Below are 20,372 nucleotides of genomic sequence, written 5' to 3' on the forward strand. Positions count from 1 at the left end.
TTGAGACCTTTCTGATAGTATATTTTAAATAATTAATGGAAAAAAATTCACTTTAGTGGTGACATTTTTGCCCTTCCTTATGGGGAGTGGTGTCAAAATAATAGCGGACGGTTTTACATGACTAAAGAAAAGCAAAGCTTTGAATCATCATTAGAAGAATTAGAAAGTCTAGTTTCAAGTCTTGAAGATGGTGAACTTACTCTAGAAGATAGCTTAAAGAAGTTTGAAGAAGGAACTAAGTTATATACTTTTTGTAAGGATCAACTTGGTAAAGCTGAGAAGAAGATTACAAAACTTTCAGATTCATTGAAGGAAGTTAGTATAGAAGAATGAAATACCTCTTACTAATATCTCTAATTTTTATAGCTTCGTGTTCTTCAAAGAAAGAGTATAATTATTCCTCTGTATATGAAGGAGTAGATTTATCTCGTAATGAAGGAAAACTAATTCCTCTTATTGAATCTAAGGGGCAGACTCAAAGTTATGGGCCTATCCTGAAAGAGGGTGCATCATTCGTAAACCATAAGTCTGAGGAAGTGAAAGCTTTATTTCTCTATCCTGGCGCACTTACCTCTATAACTTATTTGAAATTTGTTGATAACCTCCAAAAATATAACCTTGGGCCAAGTGTCTACTCTGGAGCAGGGTTTGGTGCAGTTATCGCAGCTTTTCTTGCAAAGGGGCTAACAACAGATCATATAGAATGGAAGTTCTTCTCACTCCTAGAAGAGTTGAAAGAGAAGGAATACTACTCTGACGAATGGCGATCTATTGTATATAAGTTCTTAGAGGTCGAGTTTAAAGACTTGAGGATTGAAGGATTAAAAAAAGCTTTAGTATTACCAATATATGATAAAAAACTACATCAGGTAAGATTTCTTTCAAGAGGTAATTTATATAATGTATTACTCATAAATCTAGAGGTCGATAACCTCTCTTCAAAAAACTACCAGTCTCCACTTATAAATGGAAAATTACATATTGAAGAATTAAAAAATAATGGAATAGACTCGATTGCTGTTTTAAATGTGTTAAGTGAAAGTTTAAATTTTCATAAAACGAATCATTACTTGATTGGTCTTTATGGTAAACTTATTGGGCATGCAAAAATTGAGACACAGCAAAATCGAAAAAAGATACAGTGGTTTAACTTAAATAGAAATAATGTTGAACTCGACCGAATTATAGATATGCAAGAATTACAACAAACAACAATTAATAAAAATAAAAACACTCTAAAAGAATTGCGAGATTTTTTTAAAAAGGAATAAGTTTTAAATGAAAAAAATACTTCTAAGGCTTACGGGCTTCATCTTAGGCTCAGCTATACTTGGTGGGCTAACAGTTGTTCTCGTCGTAGTATACTTCTCTTTTGGTTTACCAAAGATTTCATCACTGGCAGATTATAATCCACCTATACCGAGTCAAATTCTTGCAAGAGATGGAACAGTCTTAACTGAAATAGGTAAAGAGACACGATACATTGCCGAGATGGAAGATATTCCTAAAAGAGTAATCAATGCATTTCTATCAGCTGAAGATGATAACTTCTATGAACACAAGGGCGTTGATTACTTAGGTGTTTTAAGGGCGTTTCTTGCAAACCTTAAGGCCGGAAAGGTCGTTCAAGGTGGGTCAACAATTACTCAACAAGTTGCAAAGTCTTTACTGTTAAGTAGAGAGAGATCAATAAGTAGAAAGATTAAAGACTTTTTACTAGCACAACGAATTGAAGAGAAATTTACAAAAGAAGAGATTTTATTTTTATACCTGAATCAAGTATATCTTGGTGGAGGCTATTATGGAGTTAAGGCTGCTATAAAAGGTTATTTTGGAAAAGAGTTAAATGAAGCAACTGTTGCTGAAAGCGCAATTGTCGCAGGTCTTTTGGTGGCCCCAGGTAAATATTCTCCTTATATTAACCCTCAGTACGCAAAGAAAAGACAGAGTTATGTTCTAGGAAGAATGTATGCGACAGGGAAGATTTCTGAAGATGAATATAATGCGGCCTTGGTTGAGAAAATAAAGTTTAGAATTAGAAAAGGCGGAGAATTCAAAGCAGGTTATTTAACTGACTGGGTTCGTCAGAGAGTGATTGAAAAGGTTGGTAATGACAAGTTTCTAACGGATGGTTTTAAGGTTGTTACAACTATTGATTATGATCTTCAATTAGTTGCAGAGAAAGAAGTTTATAAAGGTGTTAAAGCGATTGATAAAAGACAAGGGTTCAAAGGACCACTTAAAAGCCTAGAGAATGAAGATCTAATTAAAGAGCTACTTAATAAACAGCGTAAGGAGTTATATGAGAAGAGATCAACTTACTTTACTCTTAATGACGACTTATCGAGAAAATACGAAACTGAAGTTAATGAAGAAATTACAGAAGAAAGAGAAAAACATCACCTTGAGTTTTTAGGTAAGTTAAGAAGTAAGAGATACTTTCCTGGTAATATAGCAAATGATCCTGTTTTAGGACTATTGAACTCTGATGAAATGCTTGAAGCAGTAGTTAGAAGAGTTGATAACCGATCAAGAATAGTTTACGTATCGTATGCAGGTCTGAATGGTTTTATTTCATACGAAGGTTTCAGATGGGCACATGAGAGAAATATATCTGAAGAAAGACAGTATTTTCCTTATGTAACAAAGCCTTCTTCTATTTTAAAAGTAGGAGATGTTGTACATGTTTCAATAAAGCGTAAGTCTACTGAAATCAGAAGACACATTTGGAAGGGTTATAAATCTAGGTTTGAGAGTTCAAAAGATTATGATCTTGTAAAAAATGAAAAATATATTCACTTTCTTTTAGATCAAGAGCCTGAAGCTGAAGGGGCCCTTGTCTCTTTAGATCCAAAAACTGGTGAACTAATTGCACTTGTCGGTGGAGCAGATTTCGAAAAATCACAATTTGATAGAGCGATACAATCTCGTAGACAACCTGGTTCATCATTTAAGCCAATCCTTTTTGCTGCAGGATTAGAGTATGGATTTACTCCTGCAAGTATACTTATGGACTCGCCAGAAGCTCTCGGTGGTGTTGATTCTTCTCTAAATTGGAAGCCTCGAAACTATGATGGGAAGTTTAAAGGTCCTATGACTTTTAGAAACTCTCTAGAAACTTCTAGAAATATTCCAACAATTCGACTGGCATCAGATATTGGTGTTGATAATATTCTAGACTTTACTAAAAGGATTGGATTTAAGGCAAAGTTAGATGAAGACTTGAGTTTAGCGCTTGGTTCATTTGGAGTTACTCTCATGGACATTGTTGCGACTTTTGGAATATTTCCAAATGGTGGAAAAATAGTAAGGCCTAAGTCGATAATTTCTGTGACAGATAGATATGGTAAAAATTATGAGATTCTAGAAGAAGAGGTTCTTGAAGAGAAAGAAGACGAAGAAGAGGCCATTAGGGAAGATATTTTAGCCAATAATGAACTTGGAGTAGACTCTGAAGAGAGTGAAGAAAAAGTTGAAAAGAACCCTTATCACTTAGCCCTTGGTGGAGACCAAGTTTATGACCCAAGACTTGCTTACATTATGACAAACTTAATGAAAGGTGTTGTGCAAAATGGAACAGGGAGAAGGGTCAAAGATATAAGCTCTTTCATTGGTGGGAAAACAGGAACTACTAACAATTACGTAGACGCATGGTTTTTAGGGTTTTCATCAAATATTGTAACTGGTGTATGGACAGGGTTTGATAATAATAAAACTCTGGGATGGGGAGAGACTGGGGCTAAATCAGCGCTTCCTATTTGGAAAGAGTTTATGAGGGCCGGACTTAAGAAGAAAGGTGAGTATGACTACCAAGCTGCTCCAGGAGTTGTTAATGTTTCTATTGATAAGCAGACTGGTAAATTAGCTGACCCATCTAGTCAGAATACATTTCTTGAAACTTTTGTAGAAGGGACAGAACCAGGCTCTAAGAAAGTTGAAGACGTTGAGACATTAAAGTCTGACAATTCTAATCAGTTTCTTGAAGAAGATGACTATTATAATAATCAATAATCATAAATTTATTTCAATTTAAACCGATATGTTCCTTAGGGTGTCATAACTCTAAGGAATAATATGAAAAGAGAAGACGTAAATTTAGCTAATGAAAAAAAGCAATTTAAAAAATTTGCAGTACTCTCAATTGTATTTTCAGTACTTGTTCACACCGCTCTTCTAATTTCAAATGTAGACTGGTCATCAACAAAACAAATTATTGTCGAAAATAAGAAACCAAAAAAGGTTAGACTAATCTTTAGGCCTAAAAGTAAAACACCAAAGCAAATTGTAAATACTGAGCTCAAAAGAAAAAAAGAGACACCCAAAGATACAAAGTATCTTGGAAAGCAAGATCAGGTAGTTGATAAAGATACTCGTGCTGCTAATATTGGGAGCTTTAAGTCTGCTGGGTTTGGAATTAAGACTGGAGCTAAAAAGGCTCAGGTTGCTGTTGAAAAATCAAGCCAAGGTAAGGCGAAGAAGATCACCAAGAATCCAACAAAAAAGAAAATTACTAAAAATAAGAAGCAAAAGAAGATAAAATTTGAAGACTTATCTTTAGGTAATTTGGCCTTAACTCAACCTTCTGTTAAAAGTGCTCCTGCTCTAGGAACAAAAAAAGGAAGTAAGAAGCTTAAAGGGCTCGCTAGCAATAATGACTTTATGGATGATATTCCATTAGCAGATATGACTCGACTAAATACTGTGGAGTATAAGTATTATGGCTTTTACTTTAGAATTAGACAAAAGCTTGAACAGTACTGGGGTGATTCTTTAAGAAAGCAGGCTGAGAAGATGTGGAAGTCCGGTAGAAGGCTTGCTAGTGATGTAAATAAGGTGACAGCACTTCGAATTACAATTGATCAACAGGGAAACATTCTGGAGGTTAAAGTAAAAAGTACAAGTGGAGTTAACGAGCTAGATAATGCAGCAATAGAGTCATTTAATAGAGCTGGTCCATTTCCTAATCCACCTTCTGGTTTAATTAAGAATGGTCGCGCACAAATAGAATGGGGATTTGTTGTTAAGTCTTAGTTCTTATTGAGTAGGCTTATTAGATTTTGTTAGAAGATCTTTAAGATTGCTAATCCCTTCCATCATTACATAATCATTCCAAATAGAGTCAAGTTCTCTCATTCTTTCAATAAGTGAAATTGCCGCTTGATCACGAGAAATTTTTTGCTTTTCAGAAAGAAAAGTGATCGCAACTGACAGAGCTTCCATTTCTGGTGAATGGCAAGCATCAGCTAAACGGTCTTCAAAATTGTTATCTATCTTCTTTTCTTTACTCTTTATTATTGCAGTATTTAAAAGTTGAACAGATTCTTGTGTTTCAGAAATCATAGTTATTTTTAACCTATTAAATTAAAAAATCGAGTGGTGTTCCCTTCAGAACGTGAGCCAGTATGCGAGTTTGAGGGCCTTTCGTAAAGGGAAAAAATTACAATCACTAAAAAAATTTACTCTATTATTAGATTTAATAAGATGTCAGAAAATAAGTGAAATAATTCATGTAATATTTAGTTGGTCTACATTGACAGGAGAAAATGATTTTTTTTTATTTTTAACTTGCAATGATACTTAGGGACCGAGGCCCCTAAGAGAATTTAGTTCTTAAAGGCTTTCGCAGTGTTCTTGATATGCTTCAGGTGTCATTAAAGCATTATACTCGTCTTCAGATGAAACTTTGATTTTGATCATCCAAGATCCATAAGGAGATTCATTACAAGACTCTGGTGAGTCAACTAACTCAGAGTTAACTTCAACAATTTCACCAGTTAAAGGTGAATATAAATCACTAACAGATTTTATTGATTCGACTACTCCAAAAGAGTCTTCTTTTGATAAATCATCACCAACTTCAGGAAGCTCAACAAATACAATATCTCCGAGTGAAGATTGTGCAAAATCTGTAATTCCTACAGAGATAATGTCGCCTTCTTTTTGCGCCCATTCGTGATCGGTTGTGTATTTTAATTCTTTTGGGATGTTGTGAGACATTACTTGTGTCCTCCTGTAACAAATGCTTTTGTATGATAAGTTGCTTCTATATTATTCTTTCTGATGTTTATTTTAAACTTTTTATCTGCTGGAAACTTATCTCTATCAACAAGACCTAGAGATATACCTTTTGAAAGCTCAACAGACATCGTTCCAGAAGTGATAACTCCAATGACTTCATCATTCATATTTAAAATATTGTAGCCTTCTCTTGGAATACCTTTTTCTAAACTAAGCTTAACAAGTCGTTTAGATGAAGTAGCACCATCAAGAGCTTCTTTACCTATAAACTTTTCTTTAGCCGTTTTAACAGTCCACTTCAATGAAGCATCAAGTGGTGTTAGCTCATCATTTAACTCGTGACCATAGAGAGGGTAGCATACTTCTAGTCTTAGAACGTCTCTCGATGCTAGACCACAAGGAGTTGCACCATTCTCTAAAAGCTTTGACCAAAGGGTTGAGGCCATCTTGTGTGATGTGAAGACTTCAAATCCATCTTCTCCAGTGTATCCAGTTCTAGCGACAATTATTTTCTCACCCATTTTTGTAAGTTCTTTTGCACTATAATAAACAAGCTCATCCGAATCAGATATAACTTCTATGGCCTTTAAGACTTCTTCAGATTTGGGTCCTTGAACAGCAAGTAGTGAATAATCATTAGATTTATTCTCTAGTTGAATATTGAAGCCTTCAGTCTTAGAAGAAATCCAATTCCAATCTTTTTCAATATTAGAAGCGTTAACACAAATAAGTACTTTTTCGTTAGAGAGCTTGTATGCAATTAAATCGTCAATTACAGTTCCATTTTCGCGGCATAAAGGAGAATAAACAGCTTTCTCCATTCCAGCGCCAGCAAAGTCATTTGTAATAATATAGTCTACAAAGCTGATAGCATCTGGACCTGTTACAAAGAATTCACCCATGTGGGAAACATCAAAAACTCCTAGTGAACTTCTAACTGCAAGTGATTCCTCTTTAACTGAAGAGTATTGAAGAGGCATATCAAAACCTGCAAAAGCAGCCATTTTAGCACCGAGTTCTAAGTGATATTGATGTAGAGATGTTTTTAAAAGGCTCATATCGCCTCCTTTTTATAAATGAATTATTACTAAATTTGCTAAACTTATAAGCGGTTTTCAGCAGCTTGTAAAAGGTTTTGGGCCAAAGAGAGGATAGTCATTGGTCCTATTCCTCCTGGAACTGGAGTAATTCCAGCTACATGCTCTATTACATTGTGAAAGTCGACATCACCGCAGAGTTTACCATTTTCGTCATGGTTAATTCCTACGTCAATAATATATTGCTTCTTAGAATCATTGAGGTGTGACTTATTTAAAAACTTAGGTGAGCCAATTGCTGTAATAATAATATCTGCAGATTTTGTGTGTTCTTCGATATTACTTGTTTTTGAGTGGCACAGGGTCACGGTAGCGTTATGGTTTGTAAGAAGCATACTCATTGGTTTTCCAACTATTAAACTCCTACCAATTACAACTACCTTCTTTGAACTAAGTTCTATGTTGTAATAGTCACAAAGAGTGATAATGCCTCTAGGGGTACATGGAATAAGTGCATTTTCACCCTTCTCTCCCTTATATAAATTCATGATATTGGCCTTATTAAAGCCATCTACATCTTTTAATGGATTTATAAGTTCTCCAACATCGATATGATCAAGGTGTTTTGGAAGAGGTAGCTGTATAAAGCAGCCATGATTATTATTGTCTTCTACTATGTCTTGAACTTTATTTAAGAAGTCTTCTTGAGTTAGGTCAGAAGAAAGTTTTATAATTTCGCACTCAGCTCCAAACTTCTCCATAAAGCGCTTTTTATTCCTAGTATAGATTATACTGGCTGGGTTCTCTCCAACTAGAATCACTTTCATTGTAGGAGTAATTCCTTGCTGTTTGAGAGAGTCACTTTTTTTTGCCAATTGTTCGAGAGACTTTTTAACAATTGGAGAAGACTTTAAAATGATAGCGTTTTGAGATGCCATTTATAAACCCTTGGGAGTAGCTAAACTAATGTTTTTGTTAGAGTAAGTAATCTAAAAAACGTTTTTTTTGATATTTCTATTTATACCCTCTATAGTACGCCTTTTAAACCAATAAAGGAGTCGCTCTTGTTATTTTATTTGGGACTTGGTCTACAGTTAATAGGATTTGCTTCGGTGGGTCTATGTCTTTTTGCAGGTATGAATAAAGGTGATTATGGACAGATTGAGCTCGTTCAACTTGTTGGCGGTTCAGCAGCCTTTTACTTTGGAAGTATGCTAAAGAGTAAAGGTCAAGGATAGGTCCTAGACGATCGTTCAATAGCACATGTAGAATAGTGTTATGAAAATTCTTGGAATAGATCCAGGCTCAAGAAAAGCGGGCTGGGCCTTAATTGAAAAAAAGGGGAGAAAGACAATCTATCTCTCTTCTGGAACGTTAAGGTATGACAAAATTGACAATTTCATGGACCGACTCGGAGTCATTTACGCCTCTATAGAAGAGTTAATGAAAGAACATTCTCCAGATGAAGTATCTGTAGAGTCTCTCATTTATGTAAAAAGTGTTACATCTTTAGCCAAGTTAGCTCAAGCGCGAGGTGCGATGCTAGCAGCAATTATCCCAAGCCATAAAGGCAAAGTATTTGAGTATTCCCCAAATCTGATCAAGTCTGCAGTGAGTGGCTATGGGCATGCAGATAAGTCTGCAATTGAAAAAACAATGAAAATGATTTTTGGCAAAATAGAGTTCTCTACAAACGATGAATCTGATGCTCTTGCAATAGCTCTATGCCATGCTTTAAATGCAGGTAAAGTTATAATTGGAAATAAGAAAACAAAATCTAGCTCAAGAAGCTTAAAGAGTGTTTTCAAAGACAGGATATAAATATGATTGGACACTTACAAGGTGAAGTGATTTTTAGTGATGGTACAGAGGCCGTTGTTCTTACTAATTCTGGTATTGGCTATCAAGTTTATATCAATCAAGTTTTACCTGAGGGCAAAGGTACCTCAATATTTATCTCACATGTAATTAGAGAAGCTAGTGAAGAACTTTACGGGTTTAAGACAATTAGAGAGAAAAAAATGTTTGAAATACTAACAAGCGTTAAGGGTGTTGGTCCAAAGTCTGCATTTAGTTTAGTTGGTGCTGTTGGAGTGGATCAAGTCATAAATTCCATATTGTTTGATGATAAGAAAACATTAACTAAAGCACCTGGAATTGGAAATAAAGCTGCGGCCCAGATGGTTCTAGATCTACAGAATAAGATATCTAAAATTAAAATGTACTCTAATAAAACAATGGGGATACAGGATATGCCAGGAGTAAATCCGGTATTTATTAATGAAGAGCCTGAAGAAGTTACAGTTGATTCCAACTTTGCAAATCACGATTTAATTATTAAAGATGCGATAATGGCCTGTAAAGAGCTGGGGTTTAAAGAAGATAAAATAATACCTCTTGCTCAAAAAATTCTAGCAACAAATGAAATATCTAAACCAGAACAGTTAGTTCACCTTGTATTAAAAGAAGTTTAAGTATGAGTGATGAAAGAGTATTAGAAACAAATACAAATAATGAAGAAAAGAGGCAGGAAGTATTTCTGAGGCCTCAAAACTTTTCAGAATATATTGGACAGAGAAAAGTTGTTCAAAATATTGAAGTGATGGTTGAGTCTGCTAAAATTAGAGAACAGGCCATGGACCACGTACTTCTCTCAGGGCCTCCTGGTCTTGGGAAGACTTCATTAGCGATGATTATCTCCAATGCTCTTGACTCTCATTTACATGTTATTTCTGGGCCAGCAATTGAAAAAAAGGGAGACCTTGCTGCAATTCTTACAAATCTTGAAGATGGGGATGTTCTCTTTATTGATGAGATTCATAGAATGAATATTGCCGTAGAGGAAATACTTTACTCTGCAATGGAAGATTATAGACTAGATATTCTTATTGGAGATGGCGCTTCAGCAAGAACGATGGAAATAGCAATATCTCCATTTACACTTATTGGAGCAACAACACGATCTGGTCTTCTATCAAGCCCCCTAAGAGATCGCTTTATGGCGCATCTACACTTTGACTTTTATGAGCACCAAGACTTGGCCACAATTGTTGAAAACAATTCTAAGAAGCTGAATATTGGTCTAGAGGGTGAGGCTAAGAATCATATTGCAAGATGCTCTAGGGGAACACCGAGAATTGCTAATAGGATTCTTAGAAGAGTGAGAGACTTTTCAATAGTAGATAGAAAAAGCTCAATTTGTGAAGACGCTGTAGCTAAAGCGTTAGAGCTAATGGAGATTGATGAGTTTGGATTAGATCGAATGGATAGAAAAGTATTAGAGGTTATTCATGATTACTATAGCGGTGGACCTGTAGGGATAGAGGCCCTTTGTGCAACACTATCAGAAGATAGATCGACTATCGAAGATGTATATGAGCCGTTTCTTTTAAAAGAGGGGTTCCTAATCAGAACCCCAAGAGGTCGAGAGATCTCAGAGAAGACTAAGAAGCACTTACTTAGAAAGATTTAGAGTTACTCTAAATGATCCGTAAGATTGTCTGTGTTTAAGAGAAGATTCTTCATCTTCAATATTTAATTCTCTTATAAGAAATATATCTAAGCTCTTTTTAACAATTTTTCCATTATTGTATTGTGCTAATTCTTCTTTAGATAAAACTTGGTCTAGTGCTACACTGTCACTAAGCTTTAAAACGTTTTCATTCGATGGATTTACGTTAATAGATAAAACCTCTGAATAATCCTTAGCATTTAAAATAATCACTTTTGCAGAAGTTGTAGAAACAGTAATATTGTTAAAAAGAACTTCACCATTTTCATCTAACTCTGAAGGTACTTTGTAACCAAAATCAGAAAATAAATTTCTCTCAAAAAAGCCATATCCATTATCTTTTTGTTCACAAGAAAGCATTACAGTTTCAATATCAACATTAAGGGAATCTTTTGAAACTTTAGTCTTAAAAGATTTGATCTTATGAGCTTGAAACCTATAGTTCCACATATCAACTTTCTTTTCACAACTTGCAGACGTACCATCAAATACTTTACTAACTGGTAATGACTCACTTGATAAGACTGAAAGTGAAGACAGAAGAATTATAGTTGAAATTAAAACTTTCATAGCGATCCCTAAGGTTAACATTTTAAACGATAGGGAACTATAGCAGTTGCCTGAATTGAGTTCAGCTATATTGTAAAAAATATACATAGAGTTCGCACAGCTTATGGACTATTTAGTACTTAGGCGAATGTTGGAAAAATATTTTGAGGGAGATCGAATGCTTCAACAGCTTCTTTTTGTAAAGAGTTTGCTGAAACGATTTCGTAAGCAGACGGAGTCTCTAAGAGCTTTCTGCAAAGAAGGTTATGTAGGTTGTGACCAGATTTAAATGTCGTAATTTTACCAGCAACTTCATAGCCTAAAAGACTTATGTCACCAATTGTATCCAAGATTTTATGACGAACAAATTCATCAGCAAATCTTAAGCCTTCTCCATTTACAACTTTAAATTCATCGAGAACAATAGCGTTGTCTAGAGAACCACCTTTAATAAGGCCTTTTCTTTTAAGCATATCAACATCACGTAGTAGACCAAATGTTCTCGCTCTACCAATTTCTTTGATGTAGTTTTCACACGAAAATTCAAAACTCTTTTGCTGAGTTTTAATTAATGGGTGAGTAAATACAATTGTTGAATCTATAATAAGTTTCGATGCAGGCTCAATTCTTGCCCATTTGTCATCAACTTCAACAGTTACAGGTTCTAAGACAACAAGAAATTTCTTAGACTTGTTTAAAGTTTGTATTCCTGTTTCTTTTAATAGAAAAACAAATGATGCACCAGATCCGTCCATAATTGGGACTTCTGGACCATCTATTTCTATAAAAGCATTGTTGATTCCCAGTCCGTATAGAACTGAAAGAAGGTGTTCTACTGTGTGAACAGCATTGATACCACCACCAATGGTTGTATTATTTTCTGTTGCTCCAACAGACATAGCTTCGGCCTTAAGGACGGGTGCGTCTTTAAGATCTACTCTTTTAAATTGAATACCGTAATCAGCTTCAGCAGGGTAGAGGTTCATTGTAACCTTTTTTCCTGAGTGAATACCAATTCCAGTAACTTCAACTTTTTTTGCTAATGTACGTTGATAAATCATTTACCTTCCAAATTTCATTGAGTTATCAAGATAACCTTGTGTGTCACATATGGCAACTCAAATACTTATGATACCTGACAATTCTTAACTTTTCTTGAGGTAAGAAAATATTGCCTTTTTATATCCAAATTCTAAGAAAAGGATATTTAACAGATTGTAGTCTATTTTTGAATTAGAATTTAGCCAAATTGTAATGTTTCCAGTTACTGTATAGTTATGAGACATTCTTAAAGGCTAACTTTGTAAATAATTGATATTGTTGCCAATAAAATGAGGTATCTGTGAGTATATGGTTTAGGAATTACGAGCTAGAACAAGTGAATAAAATGGGGTTAGAGAGCATGACTGGCTTTCTAGACATTAAGGTTTCGGCCATAAATTCTGATGGCCTTGAAGCAACTATGCCTGTTAATGAAAAGACTAAGCAGCCTTTTGGTTTATTGCACGGGGGAGCTTCCTGTGTTCTTGCCGAGAGTGTTGGGAGTATTGCCTCTAATTTAGCTGTAGATAACTCTAAGTTTGCAGCTGTTGGGCAGAGTATAAATGCAAACCATTTGAAGAGTGCCCGCTCTGGGCTAGTTCGAGCCATTTGTAAGGCCGTACATATAGGAAAGAGTTCTCACGTTTGGGATATTAGGATATTTAACGAAGAGGAAGAGTTGGTTTGTATCTCGAGACTAACTATGGCAATAATTTTAAAAAAGTAAAACGCAAATACAGATGTTTATAGCTTTTTAAGTGTAAATAACTCTTTTTTAATAGGCATAAATGGTCTATTTGTACTATTTATAGTCTGCGATTGTAATTTCGCTAACTATTATAGCCGATAATTAGGAATGGTTTTTTTAAAGTATTCTTTTCTATTTATTTGGGTGGTTAGTGTTTCAGCAGTTGTTGGAGTAATGCACTCTTGGCATTATGTAAACTTATCCCCGAGTGAACCTACTGCTTTATCTATAGAAAACTACTCTTCAAATATTAAAAGTTATGGTGTTGTTCACTTTCTAACCCCAGCTTGTAGCTGTTCAAAAAACATTTTCAATCATCTAATGAGTAGGGCCCCATATGATCCTCAAGAAATTAAGGAAACAGTAGTTCTCTTTGATGATCATCAAGACTCAATGAGTTCAAAATTGCAAAATAAAGGTTACGAAGTTTTATCTTTGCTTTCATCTACAATAAATAAACAAGATAAGGGCTCAGTCCGTGGTGTGCCTCTTCTTGTAATATACAACAAAAATAAAGTTACAAAATATGTCGGCGGCTATAGTGAGCAAGCGATAACCCCTTTCACTGATATAAATGTTGCGGGATATATTGCAGAGTTGGAAAAAGGAAGAACTATAAGCTCTAAACCAGTTATTGGATGCGCTGTAAGTAAGGAATATAAAAAACTACTTGATCCATTTGGTTTGAAGTATAGGGAGATATAGGATGAAGATATATGAGAAAAATTTAAAGCAATCTTTGAAAATAATGAATATTGCTATTCTTTTGCATATTCCAGTATTTCTTTATATGGCAAACTTCTTTGACACTGAGGTATCGATTGCTGTTGGAGCTCCACTTGTCTTATTTGTTGGGCAAAAGATATTTGAACTAGTTTTTAAAAATTTAAATGTTCCGGCTATTCTAATGGGCTTTAGTTCAATGGCGTTATCGGCAACGATGATTCATTTAGGTAAAGGAATGATTGAGTGGCACTTTCATATTTTTGTTTTTATTGGAATTCTCTCAATTTTTGCTAACCCTTATACGATTGTCGCAGCAGCTTTAACTGCGGCTATCCATCATGTATCATTCTTCTACTTTTTACCTGAAAGTGTTTTTAATTATAATGCTAGTATTTATATCGTTATTATTCATGCTGCTTTTGTTGTGGTTGAGTCTATAGCATGCTTCTTTCTTTCGAATCAGTTTAAGAAGAGTTTGGACTTGCAAGATCGGATTCAAATAGAAATTGAACCACTGGTTGTAAGTATTGACTCATCCTCAAAATCTTCGAGTAAATCATGCTCAACTCTCTTAGATCTTACTGGAAGTAATTCAAGTGCTATCTCTGAAATTTCAACAGGTGCAAGCCGAATATCTGAGATGGCGATCAAAACAAAAGAAAAAATAGAAGAGACCTTGGACCTAATGAAGCAGACACAGAGCTCTGTTAGAGAAAGTTCTGCAGTTATAAAAGATGGAGAGAGCTTTCTTGAATCACTAAACGAAATTAAAAATCAGATGGAAGATCTACAGTCTTTATCAGCTTCACAGTTGCAGTCTGTAGTTGATTCAGTAAATACAATTAGTGAAAAGACAGGAATTATAAACGATATTGTTTTTCAAACAAAGCTTCTCTCATTTAATGCATCTGTAGAGGCTGCTAGAGCAGGTGAGCAAGGGAAAGGTTTTGCTGTAGTCGCTGAGGAAATTGGTGGTTTGGCAACCAGTTCTGGGAGAGCCTCTGAAGAGATTAGTAAAATTGTTGAAGATAGTAGGAATAAACTTAGTGAGTCAGTAGGAACAATATCAAATAAATTATCAGACTTTCAGAGCCGTCTAGAGGATGCTTTTACAAGTTGGGAGGATATAAATAATAGGTTAAAGCAGTCTTTTATTGTTGTAGAAAGTAACTCTGTAAATCAAGAAGCTTCACTAAATATCATTTCTGAAGGTGCTGATGAGCAGTGTGATGGGGTAAGTGAGCTTTCTAGTGCTCTCTCTTCAATAGACGATTCTTCAAACAAAAGTCTTCAACAATTAAGAGAAATAGAAGATATAACAAAACGTCTAGAGGAAGATTCGAAGATGCTGAGCTCTCTTCAGAGTAATCTTTCTAAAAAAAAGCAAAGATCTCATAAAGTAGTAGAAGTATAAACAAACTGAGTACTAAATAATGCTTTTGTATAAAAAGCAGAGGGAAGGGCCTATTGAGATTTCAAAGGGCTTGTAAGGCTATCTAAAGTTGTGTATCTAGGTTAAAATTCATTGAGAAAATTGATTACAAGGACATATTAGATGAAGTTATCGTCAGGATTTTGGCAAACATATAAAGAAGTTCCTGCAGATGCAGAAATACCATCACATCAATTGATGGTACGAGCTGGGCTTATTCATAAAATGGGTTCTGGACTCTACAGTTATCTTCCTTTTGGATACAGAGCAATTCGTAAGATAGAGCAAATTATAAGAGAAGAGCTCGACAAAGCAGGTTGCCACGAAATCTTAATGAGCATGGTTACTCCTGGTGAATTATGGCAAGAGTCAGGTCGTTGGGATGCTATGGGTGATCAAATGCTTAAAGTAAAAGATAAGGGGGGACGCGACCTATGCTTATCACCAACTAACGAAGAAGCGGTTACAGATATTTTTAGAAAGACAGTTAAGTCATACAAAAACCTTCCTGTAACGGTATACCAAATTAATACAAAATTTAGAGATGAACTTCGCCCAAGATTTGGCTTAATGAGAGGGCGTGAATTTACAATGAAAGATGCATATAGCTTTCATGCAGATAAAGAGTCTTTAGATGAGGTTTACGATAGAATATATAAGGCCTATGAAGCAATATTTACTCGAGCAGGATTGGAGTTTAGTGCCGTTGAAGCTGATGGTGGAGCGATGGCAGATAGCGATCAGAAAACTCATGAGTTTCAAGTAATTGCTGACACTGGTGAAGATGAAGTTATTTATTGTTCAAAAACAGGCTATGCAGCGAATATTGAAAAGGCCCAAACAAAGAGAGCAAACTTAAAGCTCGATACAGATATTGTAGCGATTAAAGAAGTTGAAACTCTAAATATGGGAACAATTGAGGATGTTTGTACTTTCTTAAAAGTACCGCAAGAGCAATCTTTAAAGTCTCTTGTATACAAGTCTACTGTAGGTGATGAAGTTGAAACAGTTCTCGTTCTGCTTCTTGGGGATGATTCATTAAATGAATTAAAACTTTCAGCATATTTAAAGAGTGATGAGTTAAGACCAGCAACAGATAGTGAATTAATGTCTGAAGGTTTCATTAAAGGTTATATTGGTCCGCATGCTTTGGAGGCAAAAGCTAGGGTTGTTTTTGACTCACAGGTAGACCTTGAAGCTTCTTATTCCGTTGGTGCTAATAAAGTAGACACTCATTTTCAGGGCCTTTCACCAAAAAGAGATGTTGTAAACTTCGAAACAGCTGATTTAAGAAACGCGATGAAGGGTGACTTAACATTAGATGGTCAAGGAGTTGTCGATATCAGAAGAGGTATTGAGGTTGGGCATATTTTCCAACTTGGAGATAAATATACTAAAGCAATGAGTGCAACCGTTTTAGATAATAATGGAAAGACAATGTTTCCTCTTATGGGGTGTTACGGAATAGGTGTAACAAGAGTTATTGCTGCGGCTGTTGAGCAGCACCATGATGAGAAGGGAATCGTTTGGCCAATGTCATTAGCGCCTTATCATGTTTACTTTGCTGAGATTACTAAGTCTGTAGAAAATAAAGAGCTAGCAAATAGTATATATAATGAACTCTTAGAGGCCGGTGTAGAAGTTGTTTTTGATGATAGAAAAGCGGGAGCAGGTTTTAAGTTTAAAGATGCAGACCTTCTAGGATTACCTATCCAACTTGTATTTGGAGAGCGTGACTTTAAAAATGACGGAATGCTAGAGATAAGAATAAGAAAAAGTGGCGAAAGTTTCAAAGTACTTCCAGGTGAAGTCGTTGATAAGATAAAGTCGCTTATTAAGGAAAACAAATGAGTACATTTGATTTAATTGTAGGAATTCATAGTATTGCAGAAGCAATTGTTTGTAGACCAGGCTCAGTTAGAAAAATAATAGCAACCCAAGATGGTTTAAAAGAGTTTAGAAAGAAGACTAGGCTTGATAGAGAGTTAAAACAGTTTGACATTAAGACTGTTGGCCCTCATGAAGTTCAGAAGATGGCAGAGCAATTCTATAAAGAACTAGAGATGTCTTTCCAAAGAGTTCCGTCTCAAATTTTTATGGTTGTTGATCCTGTTGAAACTTATGATCTTGCTTGGCTTTATGAAGAGATTGAGAAGTCTGATAGATATAAAATTCTATGTCTTGACCAGGTTACAGATGTTCATAATGCTGCTGCAATCATGAGAACTGCAGCTTTTTATGGTGTAAATTGTGTTGTTACAGGGGCGAAGGGTCACTTTGGAACAGGTCCCTCGTTTGCCAGAATCGCCTCAGGTGCAATTGAGCATGTAGATATAGTTATTTGCTCTTCACTTCCAAAAGCGATTACAAAACTAATTGAAAAAAATGTAACAGTGATTGGTTTCTCTGAGCATGCTAGTGGAAACGGAGAAAGCTTAGACCTTAAGGGGCATGTCGCATTAGTTCTCGGGGCAGAGGATGTGGGAATGTCTAATGCTGTTTCACGAGTTGTAGAACATAGAGTTGCGATAGAGCCTTTAGGGAAAATAAAATCATTAAATGTTTCAGTTGCTGCGGCAATTGCTATGGAGCGTTGGCTTAAATAATAAATATTTTATTTAAAAAAAATGTAAAAAAAGTAAAAAAAGTGTTGATTTTAAGAGAGGAACCTATTATAAATTCAGTTCTCGAAACGATTTAAATCTTCGGATCAAATCAAAATTTGTTAAAAAAATACTTAACAAATTTAAATTTTGGGAATATGCTGGTTTAGCTCAGTTGGTAGAGCACCGGTTTTGTAAACCGGCGGTCGTAGGTTCAAATCCTATAACCAGCTCCATTTAAATGGCGAAATTGCCGAGTGGCCAAAGGCAACAGACTGTAAATCTGTCGGGTTATCCCTTCGATGGTTCGAATCCATCTTTCGCCACCATCTTCTTTCGTTATATAAGTGGATGGAAAAATTCATAATTATGCGGGCGTAACTCAGTTGGTAGAGTGTCAGCCTTCCAAGCTGAATGTCGCAAGTTCGAACCTTGTCGCCCGCTCCAAAAAAAGCCTATCTTCGGATAGGCTTTTTTTTTCCCTTTTTAAAGAAACCCTTCCAAAAATGATATGATATCTCTGATGCTCCTGGGAGGGGTTAAGATGTCTTCATTATTTAATACTTTTTTTAAAATTGTTCTGACTTTGAGTTTGTTCACTATAGGGGTTAGTGCAGAGTCATTATCAAAAGATAGTTTTTTAAAAGTAGTAGCTAATTATGTTGGAAGCTATGACCTTGTTGGTAAGGCGAGTGAGTTTTGTAGAGCGGGTCGTTTGGACTTTGTTAGCTCTAAGAAGCCTCAAGAGGGTCTAATCCTATCGAATAAACTGTTCTTTGGTCCATTTGTAGAATCAAGTATTGATATGAAAGAAGATGGCCATTGTACAGTTACAGAAACCTACGAGTATTCAAAAAGCTTATTGAGACAAGTAACTAAGGTACATAAGTGTGAAGGTAAGAATGTCTCAGAAGAAGGTATATCTACTCAGGAAATTCATTTTAGTAAGAACACAATTATCTATAAAAGTTTAGAGTCGAAAATAGAGTGTACTTTTAAGAAAAATAAAAGTGGAGAAAAGATATGAAGAATCTTCTCCTTACACTACTACTGCTTACGAGTGTAAAATCATGGTCTTTGAGCGATATTATAAGTATCGAAAGAGTAAATAAAAAAATAAATAATGCGACTAAGGCACCTGATGGTAGCTGTCATGATTGTAGAACATCTGAGCACAGAAGTTTTAGTTCACTACCACTAGATCATCGTAGAGATGGGGTTTATTTTAATGAAAAATGTACAGGGTTCATTAAAAGAAATGGTGAAGAAGGTGAGTGGGGAAAAATCATTACAGACTATATTGAAGAAAAGGGCGGTAAGGACAGTAACTTTTTAGATGATGAAGTTAGGGGAATGACTGCACAGCCAAGAACTTGTCCAAATTGGTATAATCTTAATACAGAGGAAAGAAAAAGATTTTGGATTTGGATGATGGCCTCAATCGCTCAGGTAGAGTCTTCTTGCGATAAGAATCAAGTTAATACAGGAGCAGTTCCAAATAGTTCAGATAGACCGCGAGGGTTATTTCAGCTTAATACTTTGAAAAAAAATAGATCATGGCGTGGTGAGAACTGTAAGTTTCCTTCTGGGGAAACTGATACGATTAAGCCAAGAAACCAAATACTTTGCAGTATGGATATAATGAATGAGCTATTAAAGGGTCGAAGAGGGATGTACAAAGCTAATGGGCGTATCTTCCCAACAAATAGTTATTGGGAAAAGCTCAGGCCAGCTCATAGTAGTACAGGCGGTCCAATAGGAGAGCTTGTAAGAAAATTTCCACTTTGCCGCTAGTTCATATATTTGACTTGACTCACCTAATATTGAATAGCTAGCATGTCTAGAAGTGTGCTTGTGTGGCTCAGTGGTAGAGCACTTCCTTGGTAAGGAAGAGGTCACGGGTTCAATTCCCGTCACAAGCTCCATATTCTTTAACGTAAAATTTTCAAAACAATTGTCGTTTCAAACAAGCAAATAGATAAATGATTTTTACACACGGGGAGTTACTGTGAAATTAATCTTATTTGCTTTCTTTTTGTCGCATAATATTTTTGCTGTAAGTGAAACATGTAGAGTGGCTACGATAAATCACGAGGGGGCCCTCGAAGTTTATGTAGAGAATGAAGCTGTCGTCATCTTAGGGATGAGAGCTTACCAAGCGTGTAAAGAAAATTTAGTTGTTGAGGAGCAGCTTTTAGTGGAAGAGTCTAAAGAAAAATGCTTTGAAGATGAAACTAAAACAAATGCCTCGAAAGTGGATTGCGCCTTTAGAGCGGTTGAGTATTTTCTGTATTCAAAGTAAGAGTTAGAATAAAACTTACAGATCTTATCAAATAACACTCAAGTTCGTGCCTTTTTTGTCGAAAACGTCTTTAATTATTTGACGTTAGATAAGTAAAATTGTAAATCATTTGATGATTATAGTGAAATGCGTTGGTACTCGGCCTGTTTTTAGTTGTGATGGAAGATTTTTTCTCTTGTCATGGACTCGATATTCGTTGATACTTTGTACTCATTTTTGATATTAAACATGATTCATATAACAAGCTTTTAAGGAGACTTAGTCATGGCAAAGGAATCTTTTGACAGAAGTAAGCCCCACGTAAACATTGGTACGATTGGGCACGTTGACCACGGTAAAACAACATTAACAGCAGCAATTTCTGTAACTCTTGCAAATGCAATGGGTGGAGACGTTAAGAAATTC

23 protein-coding genes and 4 tRNA genes are annotated in these 20,372 nt (G+C 35.5%); 21 read left to right on the top strand and 6 right to left on the bottom strand.

All coding sequences use genetic code 11. From position 1 onward, the window contains the following. Nucleotides 1–117: 117 nt before the first annotated feature. The 4 genes from ABX784_RS06175 (at nt 118) to ABX784_RS06190 (ending at nt 5,031) form a co-directional block, all read left to right on the top strand. The gene (locus ABX784_RS06175) at nt 118–333 is read left to right on the top strand and encodes an exodeoxyribonuclease VII small subunit (protein ID WP_372653928.1); all 216 of its coding nucleotides are present in this window, start codon (nt 118–120) and stop codon (nt 331–333) included. Then, nucleotides 330–1,271 (top strand): hypothetical protein, encoded by a 942-nt coding sequence (locus tag ABX784_RS06180; RefSeq protein WP_372653929.1) that lies wholly within the window; start codon nt 330–332, stop codon nt 1,269–1,271. The genes ABX784_RS06175 and ABX784_RS06180 overlap by 4 nt, the downstream gene beginning before the upstream one ends. Before the next feature lie 7 nt (nt 1,272–1,278). Beyond that, nucleotides 1,279–4,011: a penicillin-binding protein 1A gene (locus ABX784_RS06185; protein WP_372653930.1), complete on the top strand. Its 2,733-nt coding sequence runs from the start codon at nt 1,279–1,281 to the stop codon at nt 4,009–4,011. A gap of 63 nt (nt 4,012–4,074) precedes the next feature. Then, nucleotides 4,075–5,031, top strand: a complete 957-nt coding sequence (locus ABX784_RS06190) for a TonB family protein (protein WP_372653932.1) — start codon at nt 4,075–4,077, stop codon at nt 5,029–5,031. 3 nt (nt 5,032–5,034) lie between these two features. Here the strand turns inward: ABX784_RS06190 and ABX784_RS06195 are convergent, their stop codons facing one another. From ABX784_RS06195 to ABX784_RS06210, 4 genes are all read right to left on the bottom strand, one after another. Then, nucleotides 5,035–5,340, bottom strand: a complete 306-nt coding sequence (locus ABX784_RS06195) for a hypothetical protein (protein WP_372653933.1) — start codon at nt 5,338–5,340, stop codon at nt 5,035–5,037. 270 nt (nt 5,341–5,610) lie between these two features. Then, the gene (gene gcvH, locus ABX784_RS06200) at nt 5,611–5,997 is read right to left on the bottom strand and encodes a glycine cleavage system protein GcvH (protein WP_372653935.1); all 387 of its coding nucleotides are present in this window, start codon (nt 5,995–5,997) and stop codon (nt 5,611–5,613) included. Next, nucleotides 5,997–7,076, bottom strand: coding sequence for a glycine cleavage system aminomethyltransferase GcvT (gene gcvT, locus ABX784_RS06205; protein WP_372653936.1), 1,080 nt, complete (start codon nt 7,074–7,076; stop codon nt 5,997–5,999). The genes gcvH and gcvT overlap by 1 nt, the downstream gene beginning before the upstream one ends. 44 nt (nt 7,077–7,120) lie before the next feature. Then, complete coding sequence (locus ABX784_RS06210; RefSeq protein WP_372653937.1) at nt 7,121–7,993, bottom strand: bifunctional 5,10-methylenetetrahydrofolate dehydrogenase/5,10-methenyltetrahydrofolate cyclohydrolase; 873 nt, start codon at nt 7,991–7,993, stop codon at nt 7,121–7,123. Between the two features lie 126 nt (nt 7,994–8,119). Here ABX784_RS06210 and ABX784_RS06215 point away from each other — a divergent pair, with 126 nt between their 5' ends. From ABX784_RS06215 to ruvB, 4 genes are read left to right on the top strand one after another with little or no spacing between them, the layout of a single operon-like run. Beyond that, on the top strand, nt 8,120–8,293 hold the full coding sequence (locus ABX784_RS06215; protein ID WP_372653939.1) for a hypothetical protein: 174 nt from the start codon (nt 8,120–8,122) through the stop codon (nt 8,291–8,293). Nucleotides 8,294–8,333: 40 nt separating this feature from the next. Further along, nucleotides 8,334–8,876, top strand: coding sequence for a crossover junction endodeoxyribonuclease RuvC (ruvC, locus tag ABX784_RS06220; protein WP_372653940.1), 543 nt, complete (start codon nt 8,334–8,336; stop codon nt 8,874–8,876). A gap of 2 nt (nt 8,877–8,878) precedes the next feature. Continuing rightward, nucleotides 8,879–9,529, top strand: a complete 651-nt coding sequence (ruvA, locus tag ABX784_RS06225; protein ID WP_372653941.1) for a Holliday junction branch migration protein RuvA — start codon at nt 8,879–8,881, stop codon at nt 9,527–9,529. A gap of 2 nt (nt 9,530–9,531) precedes the next feature. After that, nucleotides 9,532–10,527 (top strand): Holliday junction branch migration DNA helicase RuvB, encoded by a 996-nt coding sequence (gene ruvB / locus ABX784_RS06230; RefSeq protein ID WP_372653943.1) that lies wholly within the window; start codon nt 9,532–9,534, stop codon nt 10,525–10,527. On the opposite strand, the gene ABX784_RS06235 is transcribed toward ruvB, so the two are convergent. Together ABX784_RS06235 and lpxC are read right to left on the bottom strand one after the other, a co-directional pair. Then, on the bottom strand, nt 10,510–11,136 hold the full coding sequence (locus tag ABX784_RS06235) for a hypothetical protein (RefSeq protein WP_372653945.1): 627 nt from the start codon (nt 11,134–11,136) through the stop codon (nt 10,510–10,512). The two genes, ruvB and ABX784_RS06235, sit on opposite strands and share 18 nt — an antisense overlap. A 119-nt stretch (nt 11,137–11,255) precedes the next feature. Further along, entirely contained in the window at nt 11,256–12,176 is a 921-nt protein-coding gene (gene lpxC, locus ABX784_RS06240; RefSeq protein WP_372653946.1) for a UDP-3-O-acyl-N-acetylglucosamine deacetylase, read from the bottom strand. Between the two features lie 281 nt (nt 12,177–12,457). Here lpxC and ABX784_RS06245 point away from each other — a divergent pair, with 281 nt between their 5' ends. From ABX784_RS06245 to ABX784_RS06305, 13 genes are all read left to right on the top strand, one after another. Beyond that, nucleotides 12,458–12,883: a hotdog fold thioesterase gene (locus ABX784_RS06245; protein ID WP_372653947.1), complete on the top strand. Its 426-nt coding sequence runs from the start codon at nt 12,458–12,460 to the stop codon at nt 12,881–12,883. Between the two features lie 129 nt (nt 12,884–13,012). Continuing rightward, nucleotides 13,013–13,609 (top strand): hypothetical protein, encoded by a 597-nt coding sequence (locus ABX784_RS06250; RefSeq protein WP_372653949.1) that lies wholly within the window; start codon nt 13,013–13,015, stop codon nt 13,607–13,609. 1 nt (nt 13,610) lies between these two features. After that, entirely contained in the window at nt 13,611–15,044 is a 1,434-nt protein-coding gene (locus tag ABX784_RS06255) for a methyl-accepting chemotaxis protein (RefSeq protein ID WP_372653951.1), read from the top strand. 141 nt (nt 15,045–15,185) lie between these two features. Next, nucleotides 15,186–16,913, top strand: coding sequence for a proline--tRNA ligase (locus ABX784_RS06260; RefSeq protein ID WP_372653953.1), 1,728 nt, complete (start codon nt 15,186–15,188; stop codon nt 16,911–16,913). Next, nucleotides 16,910–17,668: a TrmH family RNA methyltransferase gene (locus ABX784_RS06265; RefSeq protein WP_372653954.1), complete on the top strand. Its 759-nt coding sequence runs from the start codon at nt 16,910–16,912 to the stop codon at nt 17,666–17,668. Before ABX784_RS06260 ends, ABX784_RS06265 begins: the two co-directional genes overlap by 4 nt. Before the next feature lie 157 nt (nt 17,669–17,825). Then, nucleotides 17,826–17,901, top strand: a tRNA-Thr gene (locus tag ABX784_RS06270). A gap of 7 nt (nt 17,902–17,908) precedes the next feature. Next, a tRNA-Tyr gene (locus tag ABX784_RS06275) sits at nt 17,909–17,994 on the top strand. Between the two features lie 42 nt (nt 17,995–18,036). Further along, nucleotides 18,037–18,112 (top strand) — tRNA-Gly (locus ABX784_RS06280). A 97-nt stretch (nt 18,113–18,209) separates the two neighbouring features. Next, a complete protein-coding gene (locus tag ABX784_RS06285) occupies nt 18,210–18,692 on the top strand; it encodes a hypothetical protein (protein ID WP_372653956.1) in 483 nt (160 codons plus the stop codon). Beyond that, the gene (locus tag ABX784_RS06290) at nt 18,689–19,459 is read left to right on the top strand and encodes a hypothetical protein (RefSeq protein ID WP_372653958.1); all 771 of its coding nucleotides are present in this window, start codon (nt 18,689–18,691) and stop codon (nt 19,457–19,459) included. Before ABX784_RS06285 ends, ABX784_RS06290 begins: the two co-directional genes overlap by 4 nt. 56 nt (nt 19,460–19,515) lie before the next feature. Then, nucleotides 19,516–19,590 (top strand) — tRNA-Thr (locus ABX784_RS06295). A gap of 83 nt (nt 19,591–19,673) precedes the next feature. Then, entirely contained in the window at nt 19,674–19,967 is a 294-nt protein-coding gene (locus ABX784_RS06300; protein ID WP_372653959.1) for a hypothetical protein, read from the top strand. Nucleotides 19,968–20,231: 264 nt separating this feature from the next. Further along, nucleotides 20,232–20,372, top strand: a 141-nt coding sequence (locus ABX784_RS06305) for a GTP-binding protein (protein WP_372653961.1), incomplete at its 3' end; no start/stop codon positions are given.

Source organism: Halobacteriovorax sp. (assembly GCF_041587335.1).
Taxonomy (GTDB): Bacteria; Bdellovibrionota; Bacteriovoracia; order Bacteriovoracales; family Bacteriovoracaceae; genus Halobacteriovorax.